The organism is Streptacidiphilus jeojiense, assembly GCF_000719095.1.
GTDB lineage: Bacteria > Actinomycetota > Actinomycetes > Streptomycetales > Streptomycetaceae > Streptacidiphilus > Streptacidiphilus jeojiensis.
Genome location: NZ_JOEH01000008.1, coordinates 38,458 through 57,991, shown reverse-complemented (window position 1 = coordinate 57,991; position 19,534 = coordinate 38,458). Strand labels below are relative to the sequence as shown.

General features: G+C 71.7%; 20 protein-coding genes. 10 read left to right on the top strand and 10 right to left on the bottom strand.

Going from position 1 to position 19,534, the window contains the following annotated elements:
* Positions 1-924 (top strand): LysR family transcriptional regulator, encoded by a 924-nt coding sequence (locus tag IF29_RS0111365; protein WP_030253010.1) that lies wholly within the window; start codon positions 1-3, stop codon positions 922-924.
* 75 nt (positions 925-999) lie between these two features.
* Positions 1,000-2,415 (top strand): hypothetical protein, encoded by a 1,416-nt coding sequence (locus IF29_RS0111360; RefSeq protein WP_030253008.1) that lies wholly within the window; start codon positions 1,000-1,002, stop codon positions 2,413-2,415.
* 15 nt (positions 2,416-2,430) lie between these two features.
* Here IF29_RS0111360 and IF29_RS0111355 read toward each other — a convergent pair whose 3' ends face one another.
* A complete protein-coding gene (locus tag IF29_RS0111355) occupies positions 2,431-3,747 on the bottom strand; it encodes an MFS transporter (protein WP_030253006.1) in 1,317 nt (438 codons plus the stop codon).
* Positions 3,748-3,872: 125 nt separating this feature from the next.
* Between IF29_RS0111355 and IF29_RS0111350 the strand changes: the two genes are divergently transcribed.
* Together IF29_RS0111350 and IF29_RS0111345 are read left to right on the top strand one after the other, a co-directional pair.
* Entirely contained in the window at positions 3,873-4,631 is a 759-nt protein-coding gene (locus IF29_RS0111350; RefSeq protein WP_030253004.1) for a class I SAM-dependent methyltransferase, read from the top strand.
* 71 nt (positions 4,632-4,702) lie between these two features.
* Positions 4,703-5,068 (top strand): gamma-glutamylcyclotransferase family protein, encoded by a 366-nt coding sequence (locus IF29_RS0111345; protein WP_030253002.1) that lies wholly within the window; start codon positions 4,703-4,705, stop codon positions 5,066-5,068.
* 14 nt (positions 5,069-5,082) lie between these two features.
* On the opposite strand, the gene IF29_RS0111340 is transcribed toward IF29_RS0111345, so the two are convergent.
* Entirely contained in the window at positions 5,083-5,904 is an 822-nt protein-coding gene (locus IF29_RS0111340; RefSeq protein WP_030253000.1) for a DUF1684 domain-containing protein, read from the bottom strand.
* Position 5,905: 1 nt separating this feature from the next.
* Complete coding sequence (locus IF29_RS0111335) at positions 5,906-6,754, bottom strand: helix-turn-helix domain-containing protein (protein ID WP_030252998.1); 849 nt, start codon at positions 6,752-6,754, stop codon at positions 5,906-5,908.
* A gap of 137 nt (positions 6,755-6,891) precedes the next feature.
* Here IF29_RS0111335 and IF29_RS0111330 point away from each other — a divergent pair, with 137 nt between their 5' ends.
* The 3 genes from IF29_RS0111330 to IF29_RS0111320 all read left to right on the top strand — a co-directional run bounded on the left by IF29_RS0111330 (position 6,892) and on the right by IF29_RS0111320 (position 9,171).
* The gene (locus IF29_RS0111330) at positions 6,892-7,635 is read left to right on the top strand and encodes an SDR family oxidoreductase (protein ID WP_030252996.1); all 744 of its coding nucleotides are present in this window, start codon (positions 6,892-6,894) and stop codon (positions 7,633-7,635) included.
* A 15-nt stretch (positions 7,636-7,650) separates the two neighbouring features.
* Positions 7,651-8,007 (top strand): nuclear transport factor 2 family protein, encoded by a 357-nt coding sequence (locus IF29_RS0111325; RefSeq protein ID WP_030252994.1) that lies wholly within the window; start codon positions 7,651-7,653, stop codon positions 8,005-8,007.
* A 78-nt stretch (positions 8,008-8,085) separates the two neighbouring features.
* Entirely contained in the window at positions 8,086-9,171 is a 1,086-nt protein-coding gene (locus IF29_RS0111320; RefSeq protein ID WP_232242107.1) for a medium chain dehydrogenase/reductase family protein, read from the top strand.
* Positions 9,172-9,178: 7 nt separating this feature from the next.
* Here IF29_RS0111320 and IF29_RS0111315 read toward each other — a convergent pair whose 3' ends face one another.
* The 3 genes from IF29_RS0111315 to IF29_RS0111305 form a co-directional block, all read right to left on the bottom strand.
* Positions 9,179-9,886: a TetR/AcrR family transcriptional regulator gene (locus IF29_RS0111315; RefSeq protein WP_030252991.1), complete on the bottom strand. Its 708-nt coding sequence runs from the start codon at positions 9,884-9,886 to the stop codon at positions 9,179-9,181.
* Between the two features lie 100 nt (positions 9,887-9,986).
* A complete protein-coding gene (locus IF29_RS0111310; RefSeq protein WP_232242106.1) occupies positions 9,987-10,352 on the bottom strand; it encodes a cupin domain-containing protein in 366 nt (121 codons plus the stop codon).
* A gap of 21 nt (positions 10,353-10,373) precedes the next feature.
* Positions 10,374-11,549, bottom strand: coding sequence for an acyl-CoA dehydrogenase family protein (locus IF29_RS0111305; protein WP_030252987.1), 1,176 nt, complete (start codon positions 11,547-11,549; stop codon positions 10,374-10,376).
* Positions 11,550-11,694: 145 nt separating this feature from the next.
* On the opposite strand from IF29_RS0111305, the gene IF29_RS0111300 reads away from it, so the two are divergent.
* Positions 11,695-12,897: a CaiB/BaiF CoA transferase family protein gene (locus IF29_RS0111300; RefSeq protein ID WP_051725188.1), complete on the top strand. Its 1,203-nt coding sequence runs from the start codon at positions 11,695-11,697 to the stop codon at positions 12,895-12,897.
* Positions 12,898-12,949: 52 nt separating this feature from the next.
* On the top strand, positions 12,950-13,615 hold the full coding sequence (locus IF29_RS0111295) for a GntR family transcriptional regulator (protein WP_030252979.1): 666 nt from the start codon (positions 12,950-12,952) through the stop codon (positions 13,613-13,615).
* Between the two features lie 12 nt (positions 13,616-13,627).
* Here the strand turns inward: IF29_RS0111295 and IF29_RS46805 are convergent, their stop codons facing one another.
* Positions 13,628-14,479 (bottom strand): MerR family transcriptional regulator, encoded by an 852-nt coding sequence (locus tag IF29_RS46805; protein WP_198037400.1) that lies wholly within the window; start codon positions 14,477-14,479, stop codon positions 13,628-13,630.
* A 181-nt stretch (positions 14,480-14,660) separates the two neighbouring features.
* Here IF29_RS46805 and IF29_RS0111285 point away from each other — a divergent pair, with 181 nt between their 5' ends.
* The gene (locus IF29_RS0111285) at positions 14,661-16,526 is read left to right on the top strand and encodes a glycoside hydrolase family 76 protein (RefSeq protein WP_051725187.1); all 1,866 of its coding nucleotides are present in this window, start codon (positions 14,661-14,663) and stop codon (positions 16,524-16,526) included.
* A gap of 7 nt (positions 16,527-16,533) precedes the next feature.
* Here the strand turns inward: IF29_RS0111285 and IF29_RS41775 are convergent, their stop codons facing one another.
* From IF29_RS41775 to IF29_RS0111270, 3 genes are read right to left on the bottom strand one after another with little or no spacing between them, the layout of a single operon-like run.
* The gene (locus tag IF29_RS41775; protein ID WP_232242105.1) at positions 16,534-17,511 is read right to left on the bottom strand and encodes a glycoside hydrolase family 26 protein; all 978 of its coding nucleotides are present in this window, start codon (positions 17,509-17,511) and stop codon (positions 16,534-16,536) included.
* Positions 17,512-17,555: 44 nt separating this feature from the next.
* Complete coding sequence (locus tag IF29_RS41770) at positions 17,556-18,827, bottom strand: sensor histidine kinase (RefSeq protein ID WP_232242104.1); 1,272 nt, start codon at positions 18,825-18,827, stop codon at positions 17,556-17,558.
* 7 nt (positions 18,828-18,834) lie between these two features.
* Positions 18,835-19,500 (bottom strand): winged helix-turn-helix domain-containing protein, encoded by a 666-nt coding sequence (locus IF29_RS0111270; protein ID WP_030252970.1) that lies wholly within the window; start codon positions 19,498-19,500, stop codon positions 18,835-18,837.
* Between the last annotated feature and the right edge of the window lie 34 nt (positions 19,501-19,534).

Sequence of the window (19,534 nt, the reverse complement as noted above, 5' to 3'; positions counted from 1 at the left end):
ATGGACTTCACCGATGTCACGCTGACCGCCCTGCGGGTCTTCCGCGCGGTGGCCGAACGCGGGACGCTCACCGCCGCAGCGACCCAGCTCGGCTACACCCAGTCCGCCGTCTCCCGCCAGATCGCCTCCCTGGAACGGGTCACCGGCGCCGCCCTGCTGGAGCGGCGCCACGACGGAGTCCGCCTCACCGCCCCGGGTCGGCTGGTGCTGCGCCGAGCCACCGCGGTCCTCGACGAGATCGACGCCGGAGCCCGCGAACTCGCCGGCCTGCCCGCGCAGGCCGGCACCGTGCACGTCGGCTGGTTCCCCAGCGCAGGGGCCGCCCTGCTGCCCGCGGCCGTCGCCGCACTGCGCGACACCGATCCGGAGATCACCGTGATCAGCCGCGAGGGCAGCACCCCCGCCCTGGTCCGGGCGCTGCGCACCGGCAGCCTGGACCTGGCCCTGCTGGGTTCGGCGCCGCCGTTCCGACCCCCGGACGCCGAATCGCCCGCGCTGGTGCTGCAGATCCTGACCGAACGCGCCCTGCACATCGCCGTGCCCGGCACCCATCCGCTGGCCCGCCGCGACTTCGTCGACGTCGCCGACCTGCGCGGCCAGCGCTGGATCGCCGGCCCGCCCTCCGGCGAGGACCGGCTGATGGGCGTCTGGCCCGGCCTGGACGAGAAGCCCGACATCGTCCACACCGCCCGCGACTGGCTGGCCAAACTGCACCTGGTCGCCGCCGGCTGCGGCCTGACCACCGTGCCCGCAGCCCTCGCCCCCGCGGCACCCCCCGGCGTCCGCATCCTGCCGGTACGCGGCGGCCCCCAGGAACAACGCCGCCTGCTCCTGGCCCGCCTCCCCACCCCACCCACCGAAGCAGCCACCCGCGTCGCCGCCGCCCTCCACACAGCAGCCCTCGACGCGGACACCCCGTCGTAGCGTCATCGGCCGGTCGGCTCATCTCGTGTGGCCCGGGCAGCACGCTCGTGAGAGCGTCGGCGACGAAGGAGGATCATGACTGACTACGCACACCGGATTCGACGACTGAGCGGGCTCGGACCTAGATACTCCGGAAACGACGCCCATCGCACCCTGATCGAGGACGTGGCGAGTGAACTCTCCGCGCTCGGATACACCGTTGAACGCGATACCCATTCCTTCGAGCGATGGGATGTCGCGGATGGCGGTAGTGCCCTCAGGATCGGCCAGAAGAACATCACCGTCTCCTCGGCCTGGCCGTACTCCGGCGAGACCGGCCCCCGGGGAGTCACAGCGCCGCTGACACTCGTCACCGGTCTACAGAAGAACTGGGATGCGGCCGCTGGGAAAATTGCCGTCATCGACGTGCACAACCTCGACGTGCCGTCGGAGCTCCTGTTCGACACCTGGTCGGACGAGCTCCCCTTCGAGACCGTGGCCAACCCCGTTGTCGGATCCGAGTTCGCTGGAACCGACCTGACGAAAGCCCGCGAGGCCGGAGTCGTGGGAGTCATCGCGGTCTGGAACGGGCTCGCGGATGAAGCGGCACGGGGGCAGTACCTGCCCTTCACCCACGACTACCAGGGCATACCCGCCGTCTGGATACCGGAATCCGAACGCGACATCGCTCTCACCGCCGCCAAGCACGGTGACCTGGCCACCCTGACCCTGGACGCGGCCAAGACCCCGGACGCCTCCATGGACACCCTGTGGGCGGTATCTGCCGGATCCGGGCCAGACGCTGACGAAGCAGTCCTCGTTGTCACGCACAGCGATGGCGGCAACGCCGTCGAAGAGAACGGACACCTCGGACTCCTCGCGCTCGCGCGCGATGCAGCGACAACCGATCACAACCGGACCATCGTCTTCGTCTACACCGCCGGGCATCTGCGCATCCCCGCTGTCACCGAGCACGGACAGGCAACGACCGCGTGGCTCAACGCCCATCCCGGGCTCTGGTCCCCCGACGCCGACGGCCTCACGGCCGTCGCCGGACTGGCCATCGAACACCTCGGCGCCAAGCACTTCGGGATCAGTCCCGTTTCCGGGCGCTACGAACCCGATGGCACTCTCGAGCCAGAGATACTTTACGCGACGACAGGCGAACTGGCAGAACTGACCCGCGCGACGTGGAGTGGTGTCTCCATCGACTCCTCCACTCCCCTGAAGCCGGGAGCACTCGTTCACCTGGGTGAGGGCGAGCCACTCCATGACCAACGCATCCCTGCTGTTGCGCTGGTCACCGGCCCCCTCTACCTACTCGCGGAACTCGAGGGAGACCTCGTCGACATCGACGCCCTCACCCGCCAGATCGACAGCTTCCGCCGCCTGCTGACCCACTTGGCAGGACCCGCAGAAAGCTCGTCATTCGGCACGGTCAAGCTGCCGACGAAAGAGGAGAAGGCCCTCGCCGGCGAACGAGTCCTTCGTTTCGTCGAGTCCCTGCACTAGGGCGCGATACGCGCGCTAGGCGGCGGGGCGTTGCGAGTGCGGGTCCGGCGGGTCGGCCGGTCTGCCGGACCGGGGCCGCAGGTCCGTCGCAGCCGCGGGTGTCTCCCGCAGTGAACGCAGCGGTGAGCGGAGCGCGACGGCCGCCCCGAGCAGCATGACGACGCTGCTGACCACCAGGGTCAGCCGCAGGTCCACGGAGCCGAGCAGGCCGCCGAGCAGCGCGCCCACGGGCTGCAGCCCGTACACCAGGAAGCGCCAGGTCGCATTGGTGCGCGACAGCAGTTCGGGCTGCACCAGCGTCTGACGGAGCGTCTGCTGGTTGACGCCGTAGAGGGAGGGTCCGGCTCCGCGCAGTACCTGGGCCAGGGCGACCACGGCGAGCACGACCGGCCGCGGGCCGGCGGCGAGGACGAGTACGAGGCCGGCCGACGCGGAGACCAGCATGCCCGCGATGAAGGCCGGCCCCGGCCCCAGCCTGCGGCTCACCCGCGTGGACGCGACCGCGGACAGCACGCCCGAGACGCCGACGAGCGTGATGGCCAGACCGGTGAACCCCGCCGACAGCTTCAGCCCCTGCACGAGGAAGAGGACCAGCATGACACTCTGCATCTGACCGGCGAGCGCGCCGAGTGCCGCGGCCGACATCACCGCTCGGAGGGTGGGCCGGGTGAGCACCGCGCGTAGGCCGACCGCGATCTCGGCCCCCAGGCGCTGCCGCCCGACGGTGCGCCGAACCGGTCCCGTGGAGCTGATCCGGGCCTTGCAGGCGCCGGCCACGGCGAAGGAGACGGCGTCCAGCGCGAGCGCGAACGGCGCCGCGAAGAGGGTGACCAGCGCGCTTCCCACGGCGGAGCCGGTGGTGCTGACGGTGGCACTGCCGGCCATCAACGCGCTGTTGGCCGAGGCCAGTTGGTCCCTGGGCAGCAGGCTCGGAGTGAAGGACTGCGCGGTCACGTTCTCGAACAGGCTCGCCACGCCGGCCAGGGTGACGACCAGATAGAGCTGCCACAGGCTCAGTGCGTGGAGCAGAGCCAGCACCGGCACCGCTCCGATGAGCACGGCCTGCGCGATGTCCGCGCCCACCAGGATGCGCCGGTACGGCAGCCGGTCCACCCAGACCCCCGCCGGCAGCCCCAGGACGAAGTGCGGCGCCAGGGCTGCCGCACCGAGCAGCCCCATCTGGAAGGGCGAGGCGTGCAGGTAGACCACCGCGGACAGCGGCAGCGCCACGGTGGTGACGCTGGAGCCCAGCTGAGAGACCGAGTTGCCGATGAACAGCCTGCGGAAGTCGGCATACCGCACCAGCACATGCGCGGAACGCTCACGGCGCACAGCGGCGCCCCCCTCCTCGGAACCGTCAGTTCCGCCAGCGGCGACAGGGAAGCCTAACCTGGTGCGGGGTGTCGGTGGTGTTGGATCATGGTGATGGACCTTCTGATCGAACAAGGGAGCCATCGATGGCACAGCTCAAGGGTGATGCGGACTACGGGCGGATCGGCGCGGGGTATGCGCGGCGGCGGCGTACCGACCCGCGGATCGCGGCCCGTGTCCACGCCGCGCTGGGCGGGGCCCGGACGGTTCTCAATGTCGGGGCGGGGGCCGGGTCGTACGAGCCGTTGGACCGTCATGTGCTGGCGGTGGAGCCGTCGGCCGAGATGCGGGCCCAGCGTCCGCCGCAGCTGGCGCCGGCCATCGACGCGGTCGCGGAGGCCCTTCCGCTGGACGACGACGCGGTGGACGCCTCCATGGCGATGGTGACCGTGCACCAGTGGCCCGACGCGGTGGCCGGGCTGCGCGAGATGCGCCGGGTAACCTGCGGGCCGGTGCTGGTGCTGAGCTTCGACCCGGCCGAGCTGGGACGGCTGTGGCTGATGGACTACGCCCCCGAACTCCAGCAGGTCGAGGCCGGACGCTTCCCCAGCATCGACACGCTCACCGCTGCGCTGGGTCCCGGCACCGAGGTCGTGCCGGTCCCCATCCCGATCGACTGCGTCGACGGATTCACCGAGGCCTTCTACGCCCGTCCCGAGGAATTGCTGGACCCGGAGGTCCGTCGCTCCCAGTCCGCCTGGAGCTTCCTGGAGCCGGGCGTCGAGGACCGCATCGTCGGGGCCCTGGCGGCGGACCTGGCCTCCGGCGCCTGGGACCGGCGGTACGGGGAGCACCGCACCCTGCCCGAGTTCCACGGGGCCGTCCGCCTGGTGGTCGGGCACTGACCCTTCGATAGGTTGAGGGCGGCGGATGATCACCGACGCCCGCCCGAGCCGACACGAGGACGTACCCGACCATGAGCGCAGAGGCCGACCAGATGTTGTTCTCCTACGGAACGCTGCAGTTCCGTGAGGTCCAACTGTCGCAGTTCGGCAGGATCCTGGAGGGCCGGCCGGACACTTTGCCCGGGCACCGGTTGACCATGATCGCGATCACCGACCCCGGGGTGATCGCGGCCAGCGGCACCGATCGGCACCCGCTGGTCGCGCCCTCCGAGGACCCGGGCGACAGGGTCGAGGGGGTCGTCTTCGCGATCACCGACGCCGAACTGGCCGCGGCCGACGCCTACGAGGTGGACGACTACGCCCGGGTCCGGGTCACCCTGGGCTCGGGCACCACGGCGTGGGTCTACCTCGACGCCGCCACCTCGGGGAACGAGTAGTAGTAGGGCGGCGCTCAGTCGGCGAGGCGCTCCAGGGGGATCTTCTGGCCGGCCTCGATCGCCACCGGCAGCCGGTTCTCGGCCGGCGGCAGCGGGCAGGTCGCCAGGTCGGTGTAGGCGCAGGGGAGGTTGGCGGCCCGGTTGAAGTCGAGCAGTACGGTGCCCTCGTCGTCAGGGGCGGCCACCGCGAGGCTGCGGTTGGCGGCGTAGGTGGTCACGCCTGAGGTGGCGTCGGTGAAGAGCACCAGCAGGCTGCCGGGCTCCCGGCCGTTGAAGGCGGTGAGCCGGTGGACTGCCCCGTCGAGCTGGAACTCGATCTGCCCGGGGGAGTCATAGACGTGCTGCAGCCCCTCGACCGCCGCTCCCACGGTCGTCGGCCTGGGCGTCTCGAACGGCAGGTAGTGGCCGGTCACGGCCCACTTCGGGTCGGGCCGGTAGGCCGGGGTGCCGGTGAACGCGGTGCGCAGGGCGTTCTCCGGGTGGCGCGGGCGGATGATGTCGTGGCCACCGCGCTTGGCGACCTCGATCACCGCGTCGCCGGTGGCGGGGTAGATGCTGGCCCGCTCGGCGATGACGCCGAAGCTGTGCCGTCCGGTGATCGTGACGCCGTCGAGGGTGAGTTGTTCGCCCTCGTCCAGGTCGACCACCACCCCCTCGTCGGAGGTGGACCAGGCGCCGGGTGCGTCCTCGAACCGGGTGGGCTGCGGGTCCAGCCAGTGCAGGCCGGTGATGGCGAGGAAGCCGTGCGGGTCGGCGAGGACCCGCGCGTGGGTGGTGCTCCACTCCTCCCACTGCTGGGTGAAGGCGGTGGGGTCGATCTCCTGAATGGTCGTCATGTCAACCATTCTCCTGCTCGATTGTGAACGGTGTACTGCGGCAGTGTGTGCGGAGCAGCGCCAGGCCGCGGGCATCCGGGCCGCCCGGCTCGGCGGTGCCGACCAGGAGGTGCTGGCCGGGGGCGTGCTGGACCTCGAAGGTCTGGTAGCTGAGGGTCAGCCGTCCGGCCTGCGGATGGTTGAAGGTCTTGGTCCGGCTGCCCAGTCGGCCGACGTCCTGGAGTTGCCACAGCGCTGCGAAGTCCTCGCTGTCGGCGAGCAGTCCGTCGATCAGGGCGGCGGTGCGGGGGTCGTGCGGCTCATGGCCGTGGGCCAGCCGCAGGGCGGCGGCGGTGTCCCGGGCCACCGAGTGCCAGTCGGCGAACAGCTCCCGGGCCGCCGGGTCGCAGAACAGCGAACGGGCCATGCCGCGCCGGTCCGCCAACGGGGACAGCAGAGCGTCGGCGAGGGCGTTCGCGGCCAGCACGTCCAGGCGACGGTTGATCACATAGGCCACGGCCGCCGGAAAGGCGTCCATCAGCCGGAGCAGCTCCGGGGCGACCCGCTCTGCGGCGGGGGAGGGGGCTTCGGGCTTCGGTACGAGTCCGGCCAGCCGGTAGGCGTGCCAGCAGCCGTCGGTGTCCAGGCGCAGGGCGCGGGCGAGCGCGTCGACCACCTGGCCGGAGGGGTGCCGTTCGCGGCCCTGCTCCAGCCGGGCGTAGTAGTCGGCGCTGACTCCGGCCAGGACCGCGACCTCCTCGCGCCGCAGCCCACTGACCCGGCGGTCCCGTGAGCGGGGGAAGCCCACGTCGGCGGGGCTGACGCGGGAGCGTCGCGCCAGGAGGAATTGCCCCAGTTCGTTACCGCTCATGTCGTGATCGTACGCCGGGGCTTCCTAGGAGCGGTGCACCCAGGAAGACCGGTCCTGCCCCCTGCGCGCGATCGGCCCCATGCTGACGGAGCCGGCCGGCGCAGCGCCGCGCCGTCGACATTGCGAAAGGGCAGGTCATGACCACTCCATCCACCGAGGCCGTTCCAAAGGTGGTCCTGATCACCGGGGCCGGCAGCGGGATCGGCGAGGCCACCGCCCGAAGGCTCGCCGCCGCGGGGTACCGGGTGGTGCTCGGCGCCCGCCGCGCCGACCGCCTGGCCGTTCTGGCCGAGGAGATCCAGGCCCGGGGCGGCAGCGCCCTGCCGCACCGGCTGGACGTGACCGACCCGGCCGCGATGCGGTCCTTTGTCCGCGCCGCGCAGGACCGGTACGGGCGGGTCGACGTCCTGGTCAACAACGCCGGGGTGATGCCGCTGTCGCGGTTGGACGCACTGCGGGTCGACGAGTGGAACCAGATGATCGACGTGAACCTGCGCGGGGTGCTGCACGGCATCGCGGCCGTCCTGCCGGTCATGGCGGCCCAGGGAGCCGGGCACATCGTGAACATCGCCTCGGTCTCCGGGCTGAGGGTCGATCCCACCGCGGCCGTCTACAGCGCCACCAAGCACGCCGTCCGGGCCCTGTCCGAGGGCCTGCGCCAGGAGAGCCGGGAGCTGCGGGTCACGGTGATCAGCCCGGGGCTGACCCGCAGCGAACTGACCGGTTCCATCGCCGACAACGGCGTCAAGGACGCGGTGGAGGCGCAGATGGGCATCGCGATCCCCGCCGCCGCGATCGGCGAGGCCGTCCACTACGCGATCAGCCAGCCCGCCGAGGTGGACGTCAACGAGCTGGTGGTCCGACCCACCGCCCAGGGCTGAGCGGAAGGAGTACCGATGGTGACCGAGCAGCAGGTGCGGGCCTGGGTGGAGGGCTATCTGCGGGCCTGGAGCAGTAACGGCAGGAAGGACATCGCCGCGCTGTTCACCCCGCAGGCCGAATACCACGAGCGCCCCTACGAGACCGACTGGATCGGCCGTGAGGCGATCGTCGACGGCTGGATCGACCGGGCGGGCTGGCAGGAGGGCGGCTGGGACTTCGACTGGTCCCTCCTGGCCATCAACGGGGACACCGCGGCGATCGAGGGCACCGGTCGCTACAAGGAACTGGGGACCTTCGCCAACCTCTGGACGGTCACCTTCGCCAGGAACGGCAGGTGCAGCGTCTTCCGCATGTGGAACAACCAGATCTGATCGATTGCGATGGGTCGTAGCATAAGTTACAGTCTATAACTGAGACGGTCGGTGAGTGGCTGAGAAGGAGATACGACCATGAGCACTGCACCCAGGGGCATCGACGACCCGATGGCGACGGAGACGGAGATCGCGACGGAGGTCGTGCTGCCCGGTGTCGTGGAGCCGGCCGGTCTGATCGTGCGTCAGCGCGCGCTCGGTCGTCCCGGGCCCGGTCAGGCCCGGGTCCGGGTGGAGGCGAGCGGGGTGTCCTTCGCCGAGCAGCAGATGCGGCGCGGCAAGTACTACGACCAGCCGCCCTTCCCGTTCGTCCCGGGCTACGACTGCGTGGGTGTGGTCACCGCGGTGGGTGAAGGGGTGGACGCAGGGCTGGTCGGCCGCCGGGTCGCCGCGCTGACCAAGGTCGGCGGCTGGAGCAGCGCCGTCCTGCTGGACGCCGCTGACCTGGTGCCGGTGCCCGACGGGGTCGACCCGGCCGAGGCCGAGACGGTCGTGGTGAACGGGATCACCGCCTGGGCGATGCTGCACCGCACGGCCAAGGTCCGGCGCGGGCAGACGGTGCTGGTGCTCGGCGCCAACGGCGGTGTCGGCAGCACCCTGGTGCAGCTCGCCCGGCACGCCGGGATCCGGGTGATCGGCACCTGCTCGCCGCGCAACGCCGACGCGGTCCGCGCGCTCGGGGCCGAGCCCCTGGACTACCGCGCCCCCGACCTCTACCAGCAGGTCCGCGCGCTCGCGCCGGAAGGCGTGGACGCGGTCTTCGACCACGTCGGCGGGGCCGGCATCGTCGACTCCTGGCGCCTGCTGGCCCCCGGCGGCTCGCTGGTCTCCTACGGCACCGCCTCGACCCGGGACGCGGCGGGCTCGTCCAGGCTGCCGGTCCTCAAGCTCTTCGCCCGGCTGATGCTGTGGAACCTCGCGCCCAACGGTCGGCACGCCTCGTTCTTCAACATCTGGGCCGGGCTGCGGCGCAGGGACGCCTTCCGTGCGCGGCTGCGTCAGGAGCTGACCGCGGTCCTGGAGCTGCTGGCCAAGGGTGTGCTCACCGCGCAGGTCGCGGCGCGCGTGCCGCTGGCGGAGGCCGCGGCGGCGATGGAACTCGCCGAGTCGGGCACCGTGGTCGGCAAGGTGGTGCTGGTCCCGTCCGGGCCCGACGGCGACTGACCCGGGGTCAGGCCAGCTGGAAGGCGTCGGCCAGGATGTCGATCTGGACAGCGAGCAGGGTGGCCGGCCGGTGTCCCATGCCGGTGAACTGACCGGCCGTCTCCAGGCTGACGGTGCCGTGGATCTGCGGCCAGGCGGTGATGGCGCCGGTCAGCGCGACGGCGGCGGCGGGATCGTCGGCGTCCAGTCCGGTCCACTGCCCCACCCAGGCCGCGACCTCGGGCTCCTCCCCGAGCCAGCGTCCGAACTCGTCGATGAGCGGGTCCAGCGTGCGTAGCGGTCGTCCCTGGGCGAAGACGGCGAGGAAGGGCCCGATGACCGCCCGTGCCAGCAGCAGGGTCTCGGCCGGCGCGGTGAAGCCGGGCACCGGAGTGCCCTGGATCAGCAGGTACAGATGCGGCTGGGCCACCGCCCACTCGCGGAAGGCCGCCGCCAGCGCGTGCAGCGCCGTCCGTCCGCCCGCCGAGGTGTCGACGGCGTGGATCGCGTCGGCGGCCTCCTGGTAGGCGTCGACGACCAGCTCCGACAGCAGTTCGTCCCGGCCGGCGAAGTAGCGGTACAGGGCCGGACCCGACATGCCGATGTCCTTGGCGATCCGCAGCAGTGCCACACTGCCCACGCCGCCCTCGGCGAGCTGGCGCACAGCGATCGCCTTGATCTCGGCCCGGGTCTGTTCGCGGTAGCGCTCGCGCGGGCTGCGGGTCTGGGCCGCCATGGGTGTACTCCTCCGCTGCGGGCGCCGGGCGCCAGGGCATAGCAACAGCTTCACTCTATCGCTATTGCGATACCAGCTGTCGCCCGGTCGCCCGCCGGAGTCACCGCGGGCGGTAGCGGATCTCCAGCATCACGCAGCCTGTGGTGGTGCGGTAGGGGCCGTGCGGCATGCCGGGAGGACGGCAGGCGTAGTGGCCGGCGGTGAACACGGTGCCGAGCGTGAGGTCCTCCAACTCGCCTTCCAGGATCAGGACTTCCTCGCAGTACCGGTGCCGGATCACCCCCGCGGCCGAGGTGTCGAGCCCGGGGGCCCAACGGGCCAGCCGGGTCAGTACGTCGCCGTCGCCGGAGGGCGCCGCACTCAGCACGCGCTCCGAGACTCCGGGCGAACCCGGCGCGTCGCTCCAGGGCAGGCTCTCGACGGCGAGGAACTCCAGGGCGCGCTTCAGGTCGAGACCGTCGGACACCGGCCCGCCTCCTTCCGGTGGTCAGCGGAATGCCGGGAGGCCGGTGAGGGCGTTGCCGATGACCAGGGAGTGGACCTCGCTGGTGCCCTCGTAGGTGAGGACCGACTCCAGGTTGTTGGCGTGGCGGATCACCGGGTACTCCAGGGTGATGCCGTTGGCGCCCAGTACGGTGCGGCACTGCCGGGCGATCTCCAGGGCCTCGCGGACGTTGTTGAGCTTGCCCAGGCTGATCCGCTCGGGGGTGGCCTGTCCGGCGTCCTTGAGGCGTCCCAGGTGCAGCGCGAGCAGCATGCCCTTGCCCAGTTCCAGGGCCATGTCGGCCAGCTTCTGCTGGGTGATCTGGAAACCGGCCAGCGGGCGGTCGAAGACCCTGCGGTCGGCCGCGTAGGCGATGGCGGTCTCCAGGCAGTCGCGTGCGGCGCCCAGCGCGCCGAAGACGATGCCGAAGCGGGCCTCGTTGAGGCAGCCGAGCGGCCCGGACAGGCCGCGGGCGCCCGGGAGCATCGCGTCGGCGGGCAGCCGGACGTCCTCCAGGACCAGCTCGCTGGTCACCGAGGCGCGCAGGGAGACCTTGCGCTTGATGTCGGAGGCGCTGAAGCCCGGCGTCCCGGCGGGGACCAGGAAGCCGCGGACGCCGTCCTCGGCGCGGGCCCAGACCACGGCGACGTCCGCGACCGAGCCGTTGGTGATCCACATCTTGGTGCCGTTGAGCACCCAGTCCGTGCCGTCCCGCTTGGCGTGGGTGCGCATGGCGCCCGGGTCGGAGCCGGCGTCCGGCTCGGTCAGGCCGAAGCAGCCGATGAACCGGCCGGCCGCCATGCCGGGCAGCCACTGCTGCTTCTGCTCCTCGGAGCCGTACTTCCAGATCGCGTACATCGCCAGCGAGCCCTGGACCGAGACCAGGCTGCGCAGACCGGAGTCGACGGCCTCCAGTTCCAGGCAGGCCAGGCCGTAGGAGACGGCGCTGGTGCCGGCGCAGCCGTAGCCCTGCAGGTGCATCCCGAGGACACCCAACTCGCCTAGCTTCAGCGCGAGTTCACGGGCCGGCACCACCCCCTGGTCGAACCAGTCGGCGACCTGGGGCCGCAGTTCGCGGTCGCCCATGGCGCGGACGGTGTCGCGGATGTCGCGCTCCTCGTCGCTGAGCAGGGTGTCGATCCCGAACAGGTCGAAGGGGTGGACGGGCTGGGCTGCCATCGAGGTCTCCCGACTGCTGACAAGGGCGCGCGGCCGACGCTAGAGTGGATATCGGATGTTGGATCCAATGTGGATCGTAGCCCGATGCCCGGTACTTGCCAAGGTATGAGCCACGGTACGAGCCAAGGTACGAGAGGAAGCCCGTATGTCGCCTCGCAGCGCGCAGCCCGAAGGGGCCCTGGCCGGGATCGTGGTGGCCGACTTCGGCCGGGTGCTGGCCGCCCCGTACCTGACCATGCTGCTCGCCGACCTCGGCGCCGAGGTCGTCAAGATCGAGCGCCCCGGCAGCGGCGACGAAACCCGCGCCTGGGGCCCGCCGTTCGCGGACGGGGAGGCGACCTACTACCTCGGCGTCAACCGGAACAAGCGCTCCGTCGCCCTGGACCTGGCCGAGGAGCAGGACCGGCAGGCCGCCAGGGCGATCGCCGCCCGCGCGGACGTGTTGGTGGAGAACTTCCGCCCCGGCACCATGGAGCGCCTGGGCCTCGGCTACGAGGAACTGCGGGCGCTCAACCCGGGGCTGGTGTACTGCTCGGTGACCGGGTTCGGGACCGCGGGCGGCGCCGCGCTGCCCGGCTACGACCTGCTGGTGCAGGCGATGGGCGGGCTGATGAGCGTGACCGGGGAGCCGGAGGGCCCGGGCACCAAGGCCGGCGTCGCCCTGGTGGACGTGATCACCGGTCTGCACGCGGGGATGGGCGTCCTCGCCGCCCTGCGCCATCGCGAGCGCACCGGGGAGGGGCAGCGGGTGGAGGTCTCGCTGCTCACCTCACTGCTGTCGGCGCTGACCAACCAGGCGTCCGCCTATCTGGCCGGCGGTGTGGTGCCGCGGGCCATGGGCAACCGCCACCCCTCGATCGCACCGTACGAGGTGGTCGACGCCAAGGACCGCCCGCTGGCGCTCGCGGTCGGCAACGACCGTCAGTTCGCAGCGCTGGCAGGTGAGTTGGGGCTGCCCGAGCTCGCTCGGGATCCCCGGTTCGCCGGCAACGCGGCGCGGGTGGCCCACCGCGAGGAACTGCTCGCGGCGCTCGACGGCCCGCTGCGTACCCGCTCGGCGGACGCCTGGTTCGAGGCCCTCGCCGCCGTGGGCGTTCCCTGCGGTCCGATCAACGACCTGGAGGCGGCGTTCGCCCTGGCCGAACGGCTGGGCCTGGCGGCCAGGGTCACCATCGACGACCCCGGCCGTGACACGCCGGTCGAGCAGGTCGCCAACCCGATCCGTCTCGGCGCCACCCCGGCCGCCTACCGCACCGCGCCGCCCCGGCTGGGCGAACACACCCAGCAGGTGCTGGCCGAGCTGGACCTGCCGTGTCCGCAGGACGTCAAGCGGAACCCCCTAGGATGAACGCGCCCGGCAAGATCCACCCCGGCACCGATGGAGAGAGAAGAGACCCGCGATGACCAGCCCCGTGCAGCGGCGGCGCCCGCCGACCGCCCAGCAGTTCGTGCTGGGGGAGCTGCGCCGGGCGATCACCAGCGGACAGCTGAAGCCGGGGGCGCCGATCCGTCAGGAGGCGCTGGCCGAGGAACTCGGCGTCAGCCGGGTCCCGCTGCGCGAGGCGCTGAAGACCCTGGAGGCCGAGGCGCTGGTGGTGCACGAGGTGCACCGCGGCTACTTCGTCGCCGAGCTCTCGCTGGCCGATCTGCGCGAGGTCTACCGGATCCGCGAGATCCTGGAGGCGGAGGCCGTACGGCAGGCGGCGGGGCGGATGGACGAGCAGGCCCTCGCAGCGCTCGAGGCGGCCCAGGCCCAGGTGGAGGAGGCGGCCGGGGCGGCGGACGTGTCCGCGATGACGGCCGCCAACCGCCGCTTCCACTTCGCCCTGTACGAGGCGGCCGGGATGCCGCGGCTGGCCCGGCTCATCGCCACGCTGTGGGATGCCACCGACGCCTACCGCTCGCTCTACTACGTCGAGGCCGCCAACCGCGACCATGTGGTGCAGGAGCACCGTGCGGTCCTGGCCGCGCTGCGCGGCGGGGCGGCGGACGAGGCGGTGCGCCTGCTCGACCGGCACCGGGCGCAGGCGGTCGCGGCGCTGGCGGAGATGCTCGAACAGGGCTGAACGCTCGGAGCGTCACCAGAAGCGCGGCTGGCCGGGGATGGATTCCAGGTCGGTGAGGACCAGTTCGCGGTCCTCGTCCTCGGCGATGTCCTCGGCGGCGGCCAGAGCCTGTTCGGTCCAGGTCCGGGCCTGCTCCTTGTCGCCGGCCACCGCGTGGGCGCGGGCCAGGGACTCGTAGGCGTAGGCCAGGTCCCAGTCGCCGATGTCGTTGGCGCGGCAGATCTCCAGGCCGCGCGTCGCGTGGTGCAGTGCGGGCTCGGAGCGGCCCAGCACGGCGTAGACGCGTGAGCACTGCCACTCGCCGCGGCTGAGGTTCACCGGGGCGCCGATCTGGCCCCAGTGGTAGCGCGAGGCGTGCACCATGTGCAGCATCCGGTCGTCGTCCTCGACGCTGCGGTCCTCCTGCTCCAGCAGTCGCCAGACCCCGTTGAAGAGGTCGACTGCGATGCGGCGCTCGTCGCCTGCGGTCTGCGGGGTCTGCTGCTGGGTGTCCTGGTCGGTCATGGGTGTGGTGACTCCGTCCTCGATGAGATGGTCGGTGCGGTGCAGGTCGCCGCGGACCCGGTCCAGGCGGGCCTGGAGCCGGCGCCGGTGCTGCAGCAGCACCTGCTGGACCACGGCCTGGTCCTGCGGTGCCGCCAGGCACGCGCGGACCTGCTCCAGCGGCACGTCGACCGAGCGCAGCAGTCCCACCAGCCGGGCGTCGGCGACCTGGTCGGGTCCGTAGAAGCGGTAGCCGGTGTCGGGGTCGACCACGGCCGGCGCGAGCAGCCCCACCCGGTCGTAGTGCCGCAGGGCCTTCGCGGTCAGGCCGACGCGGCGCGCCAGCTGACCGACCGTGATCAGTTCGGGTCCGTCCGCCATGTCCCGAACCTATGACCTTGCCCCGGGGCAACCTCAAACGCAGCGCCGATCGGGTCGGTCACGCGGAGGAACCCCGGGTCTCGACGCCTTGACGCAGTCGTGAGCATGACACTACGGTGAGTCCGCTCGAACGACTTGAATCGTTTTAATACCCCCACCGCATTCAAGGAGGCGAGTCCCGATGTCCTCACCCCGCGCCGGTGTGGTTGCCGGCTTCTCCCGTCTGCTCAGGTTCCTGTTGGTGGCCGCCGTGGTGGCGGTCGCGCTGGTCCCGGCCGCGGCGCCGGCCAGGGCCGCCACCACGGTGTGCGTGCTGGCCTGCGACACCCAGGACCCCTCGCTGGCCAAGCAGGAGAGCTTTCCGGTACCTAATCTGAACCTGAACGGCCGTCAGGTCGAGCTGCACGTCTCCGACGCCGACGACATGGCCTGGGCCAGCATCGACGGCGGCGTGACCGGCGACTCGGTGTGGATCGACCGGTCCTGGGACGGCGGCGCCAGCTGGGACGGACTGCTGGGCAAGGCCAGTATCCCCAGCACCTGGACCGGTACCAGGACGCTGATGTACAACATCACCGACGCCCGAAACCACAGGCGCGGCCTGGTCCGGGCCTGCGGCGACGCGGCCGCCGTCGGCTGCACCAACTGGGCCTACCCCACCGTCTGCGACACCCTCTGCGACGGCACTGACCCGGCCCAGGCGGCCGGCGACGTGCAACCGGTGGCCTCGACCACCCTGTACGGCCGCACCATCCGGCTGCACGTCGACCAGAAGAACGCCATGGCCTGGGCCAGCATCGACACCGGCGGCGCCGGTGACGAGATCTGGCTGGACCGCTCCTGGGACGGCGGCGCGACCTGGCCGGACGGCTCCTCGCTCGGCCGCACCAGCACCCCGTCCGGGGCCACCGGCACCCGCACCGCGATGTACGCCACCCGCGACCCGCGCGGTCTGCTCTACGGCGGCGCGGTACGCGCCTGCGGCCGGGAGGCCAGCCACCAGCAGGGCAGCTGCACCGCCTGGGTCCGCCCGGCACCGACCCCGGCCCGGGGCGCGGCGGACGCGCTGATGTCCGCCTACGACCCCTACAACGGCTGGTGGCCCAGCAGTTGGTGGAACTCGGCCGCCACCCTCACCGCCCTCATCGACTTCGCCAGGACCACCGGCACGCACGACTACGACTGGGTCGTCGCGCGCACCTTCGACCAGAACAAGGGGGTCTTCGCCGCCGGCGTGCGCAGCTCGGACGCGATCGAGGGCGACTTCATCAGCCGGGCCAACGACGACGCGGCCTGGTGGGCCATCGCCTGGCTGGACGCCTACGACTACACCGGCAACTCCCGCTACCTCAACGAGGCGGTCACCATCATGAACTACCTCCAGCAGTACTGGGACAACAGCACCTGCGGCGGCGGCATCTGGTGGGACCGCGAGCGCACCTACAAGAACGCGGTGATCAACGGTCAGTACCTGTGGCTGGCCACGGCGCTGCACCAGCGCATCCCCGGCGACACCGTGTGGCTGCAGCGGGCGACCACCGCCGCGGCCTGGTACCGGTCCAGCGGGATGATCGACTCCGCCGGACTGGTGAACGACGGGCTGACCTCGTCCTGCGCCAACAACGGCTCCACCGTGTGGAGTTACAACCAGGGGCTGGCCATCGGCGGCTTCACCGAGCTGTGGAAGGTCACCGGTGACAGCTCGCTGCTGGCCACCGCGCGCACCCTGGCCGACGCCGCCGTCAGCAGTACCGCGCTGACCAGTGGCGGAGTGCTCACCGAGTCCTGCGACACCGGCTCGGCGAGCTGCGACGACAACCAGGAGCAGTTCAAGGGCATCTTCATGCGGAACTTCGCCGACCTGGCCAGGGCCACCGGATCCAGCAGCTACCTGAACTACGTCCAGCAGCAGTCGACCACCCTGTGGGCGCAGGACCGCACCCCCCTCAACGTCCTCGGCGAACGCTGGGCCGGCACCAGCCCCGACCCGGCCGACTGGCGCACCCAGGCCAGCGCCCTGGGCGCGCTCACCGCGGCGGCGGGGTGACGTTCCGTCAGGGATTGAGGTAGGGGTCCTTCGCCATCCGGGCGTAGGCGGCGAGGGACGACGCGGACGAGTTGACCTGCCAGTGTCGTTCCTTGTCGACGTCGAACCAGACCAGGGCCTTGATCAGCGGGAACTTGCTCTTCAGGGTCGGGACGATCGAGTCGATCCACTGGGCCTTGGAGCCGCCGACCTCGTCCGAGGCCATCTCGCCGATGATGATGGGCTTGCCCTTGGCGGCGAGCTTCTTGTAGATGTCGGCGAAGAGGTCGTTGAAGCCCTGCCACTCGAAGTCCGGGTCGGAGGTGCCCCAGTTGTAGCCGTCGACCCCGGTCCAGTCGACGTAGCTGTCGCCGGGGTAGTAACTCATCGTGGTGGGGGCGTCGGGGCTGTCGGTGACGTTGGGGCACCAGGCCCAGACGACGTTGGTGGCGCCGCGGGCGACGAAGATGTCGTGGATGTGGCGGTAGGCGGCGATGTACTTCGCCGGGTCGTGGCCGCCCCAGCCCTCCTCCTCGTTCATCTCGGCCGCGAAGTCCAGGAAGAACTTCTTGCCCAGCGCCTTGGCGCCGTCGGCGCGGGCCCGGATCGTCGCGTCCAGCTTTCCGCTGACGATGTCGTCGAAGTCGACGTCGAACGGCTCCCAGTTGACCAGCGGGATGCGGCCGTCGGCGAAGTCGGCGCGGGTGGCTGAGGAGCTGGTCCAGTTGTCGGTCCAGCCGTAGTAGGTGAGGTGGACGGCCGGCTTGCGGCCGATGCGGGCGTCGGTCTGGGCGATGCTCCCCGCGCCGTAGTAGTGGCCGAGGAGCGCGCCCTTGGCGGGAACGAGGATGTCCCTCGACCTGCTCACCGTCAGATCGGCGCCCTGGGCATGGTCCAGCACCCGGTGGCCGATGGCCGGCCCGGAACCGGAGCATGCGGTGGTGAGCGCGGTGAGCGCCAGCAGCAGGGCGGATGTGCCGAGGAATGAGGTACCGGAGATCTTCACGGGCCCAGGATGGCGACCGGTTGATGAGGAGACGATGAGGTGGGTCAGGACGGGATGTGCTCGGGGATCACCAGGGTGAGCAGGGCTCCGCCTCCGGGTGCCTCGGTCGCGTCGGCCGTTCCGCCGTGGAGTTCGGCGACCCACCGCACGATGGCCAGGCCGATACCGGTGCCGCCGGGCCGCCCGGCGACCCGCTCCCCGAAGATCCGCTCGCGCTCGGCGGCGGCGATGCCCGGACCGTGGTCCCGGACCCGCACCGTGCCCGCCGCGACGTCGACCTGCACCGACGCCGCCCGGTCGGCTGCGGCGCCGTGGCGCAGTGCGTTCTCGATCAGGTTGCGCACCGCCTGCGCGAGCAGGTCGGGATCGCCGCGTACGACGGTCGGCTCGGTGCGCACGGTGACCTCGGCGCCGTCGTCGGGCAGCTCGTCGACCACCTGCTCGACCAACTGGTCCAGCCGCAGCGGGGTGAGCTCCAGTTCACGGCTGCCCGCCTCGATCCGGGCCCGGACCAGCAGCCCGGCCACCAGGCGGCCCATGTGGTCGACCAGCCGGACCGCCTCAGGCGTCGCCGGGGCCGAGCGGTCCGGTTCGGCGCTGCCGGCCTCCAACACCAGGCGCAGGGTGGCCAGCGGGGTACGCAGTTCGTGGGCCGCCTCGGCCAGGAACTGTTCCTGCTGGTCCAGCGCCCGCAGCGCCGGACGCATGCTGCGTCCGGACAGCAGGTGACCGGTTCCGGCCGAGATGAGCACCAGCGCGGCGCAGCCGGCGGCGAGCCAGCGGAGCAGTTCCTGGTGGCTCTGTTCCCGGGGCCCGGGGTCGATCGCGGTGAGGACGACGGCGCCGATGTCGTCGGCGTCCCACACCGGTGCCGCGGCCCAGCGCAGCTTTCTGCCGTCGGCTGCCGCCACCGTGGCCAGGTACGTCGTCTGCGTCCGGACCGTGGCCGCCCACAGTGCGTCGAGCCCCGCCGCTGCCGGCAGCGCGGTGCCGGAGGAGGGGCGGACCCAGCGGACCCGGACCGGGCTGTCGCCGCTGCGCTGGATCACTGCGGTGACGGTGGAGGCACCGGCCAGCTCGTCCTCCGACAGCGGCTCCAGGTGCAGCACGCCCTGGTCCATCCAGACGGCACGGGACAGCGCCTCGGCGTGGCCGGCCACCTCGGAGTCGAGGCTGTGGGCCCGGGAGCGGGTGTCGATGGCGGCGGCTATGAACACCAGTGCGATCAGGCAGGCGGCGCTGCAGGCCGCGTACAGCGGCGTCATCGACCAACGCATCCGGTGCAGCCTGGCGACGGCCGGGCGGTCGGCGGTCACTCGGGGCTCACTCCGGCTCGCCGATGCGGTAGCCGCTGCCCCGGACGGCCTCGATCAGGTCGGGCGGCCCCAGCTTGCGGCGCAGCTGGCGGATCACCACGTCGACCACGTTGGACATCGGGTCGCTCAGCTCGTCCCAGCAGCTCTCGATCAGCTCGCTGCGGGTCAGCACCTGCCCGGCCTTGAGCATCAGCGCCTCGAGTACGGCGAACTCCTTGGCGGTGAGGGTGAGCAGCACGCCGGCGCGGCGCACCCGGCGGCGCGGCAGGTCCATGGTCACGTCGCCGACGGTGAGCTCGGGAAGGCGCGGCGGCTGGTCCCGGCGGCACAGCGCGCGTACCCGCGCGGTCAGCTCGGCCATTGCGAAGGGTTTGACGAGGTAGTCGTCGGCGCCGTGTTCGAAGCCGGTGACCCGGTCGTCGAGGGAGCCGAAGGCGGTGAGCATCAGCACCGGGAAGGTCCGGCCGGCGCCCCGCCACACCTTGAGCAGGTCCAGGGCGTCGCCGTCGGGCAGGCCGCGGTCGGCGACGACGCAGTCGTAGGCGTTGACCGACACCTTGAGGTCGGCCTCGTCGAGCCGTTGCGCGAGGTCGGCCGCGAAACCCGCGGCGCGCAGCCCTGCCGCGATCGCGGGGCCGAGTCCGGGATCGTCTTCCACCACGAGCACGCGCATGACGGCTCACCCTACCTGCGGACCCGTTCGGCGC

What these genes read in the sequence shown, in the direction of transcription:
- IF29_RS0111365 (WP_030253010.1), top strand. Translation starts at nt 1, where the DNA reads ATGGACTTCACCGATGTCACGCTGACCGCCCTGCGGGTCTTCCGCGCG.
- IF29_RS0111360 (WP_030253008.1), top strand. Translation starts at nt 1,000, where the DNA reads ATGACTGACTACGCACACCGGATTCGACGACTGAGCGGGCTCGGACCT.
- IF29_RS0111350 (WP_030253004.1), top strand. Translation starts at nt 3,873, where the DNA reads ATGGCACAGCTCAAGGGTGATGCGGACTACGGGCGGATCGGCGCGGGG.
- IF29_RS0111345 (WP_030253002.1), top strand. Translation starts at nt 4,703, where the DNA reads ATGAGCGCAGAGGCCGACCAGATGTTGTTCTCCTACGGAACGCTGCAG.
- IF29_RS0111340 (WP_030253000.1), bottom strand. Translation starts at nt 5,904, where the DNA reads ATGACGACCATTCAGGAGATCGACCCCACCGCCTTCACCCAGCAGTGG.
- IF29_RS0111335 (WP_030252998.1), bottom strand. Translation starts at nt 6,754, where the DNA reads ATGAGCGGTAACGAACTGGGGCAATTCCTCCTGGCGCGACGCTCCCGC.
- IF29_RS0111330 (WP_030252996.1), top strand. Translation starts at nt 6,892, where the DNA reads ATGACCACTCCATCCACCGAGGCCGTTCCAAAGGTGGTCCTGATCACC.
- IF29_RS0111325 (WP_030252994.1), top strand. Translation starts at nt 7,651, where the DNA reads ATGGTGACCGAGCAGCAGGTGCGGGCCTGGGTGGAGGGCTATCTGCGG.
- IF29_RS0111320 (WP_232242107.1), top strand. Translation starts at nt 8,086, where the DNA reads ATGAGCACTGCACCCAGGGGCATCGACGACCCGATGGCGACGGAGACG.
- IF29_RS0111315 (WP_030252991.1), bottom strand. Translation starts at nt 9,886, where the DNA reads ATGGCGGCCCAGACCCGCAGCCCGCGCGAGCGCTACCGCGAACAGACC.
- IF29_RS0111305 (WP_030252987.1), bottom strand. Translation starts at nt 11,549, where the DNA reads ATGGCAGCCCAGCCCGTCCACCCCTTCGACCTGTTCGGGATCGACACC.
- IF29_RS0111300 (WP_051725188.1), top strand. Translation starts at nt 11,695, where the DNA reads ATGTCGCCTCGCAGCGCGCAGCCCGAAGGGGCCCTGGCCGGGATCGTG.
- IF29_RS0111295 (WP_030252979.1), top strand. Translation starts at nt 12,950, where the DNA reads ATGACCAGCCCCGTGCAGCGGCGGCGCCCGCCGACCGCCCAGCAGTTC.
- IF29_RS46805 (WP_198037400.1), bottom strand. Translation starts at nt 14,479, where the DNA reads ATGGCGGACGGACCCGAACTGATCACGGTCGGTCAGCTGGCGCGCCGC.
- IF29_RS0111285 (WP_051725187.1), top strand. Translation starts at nt 14,661, where the DNA reads ATGTCCTCACCCCGCGCCGGTGTGGTTGCCGGCTTCTCCCGTCTGCTC.
- IF29_RS0111270 (WP_030252970.1), bottom strand. Translation starts at nt 19,500, where the DNA reads ATGCGCGTGCTCGTGGTGGAAGACGATCCCGGACTCGGCCCCGCGATC.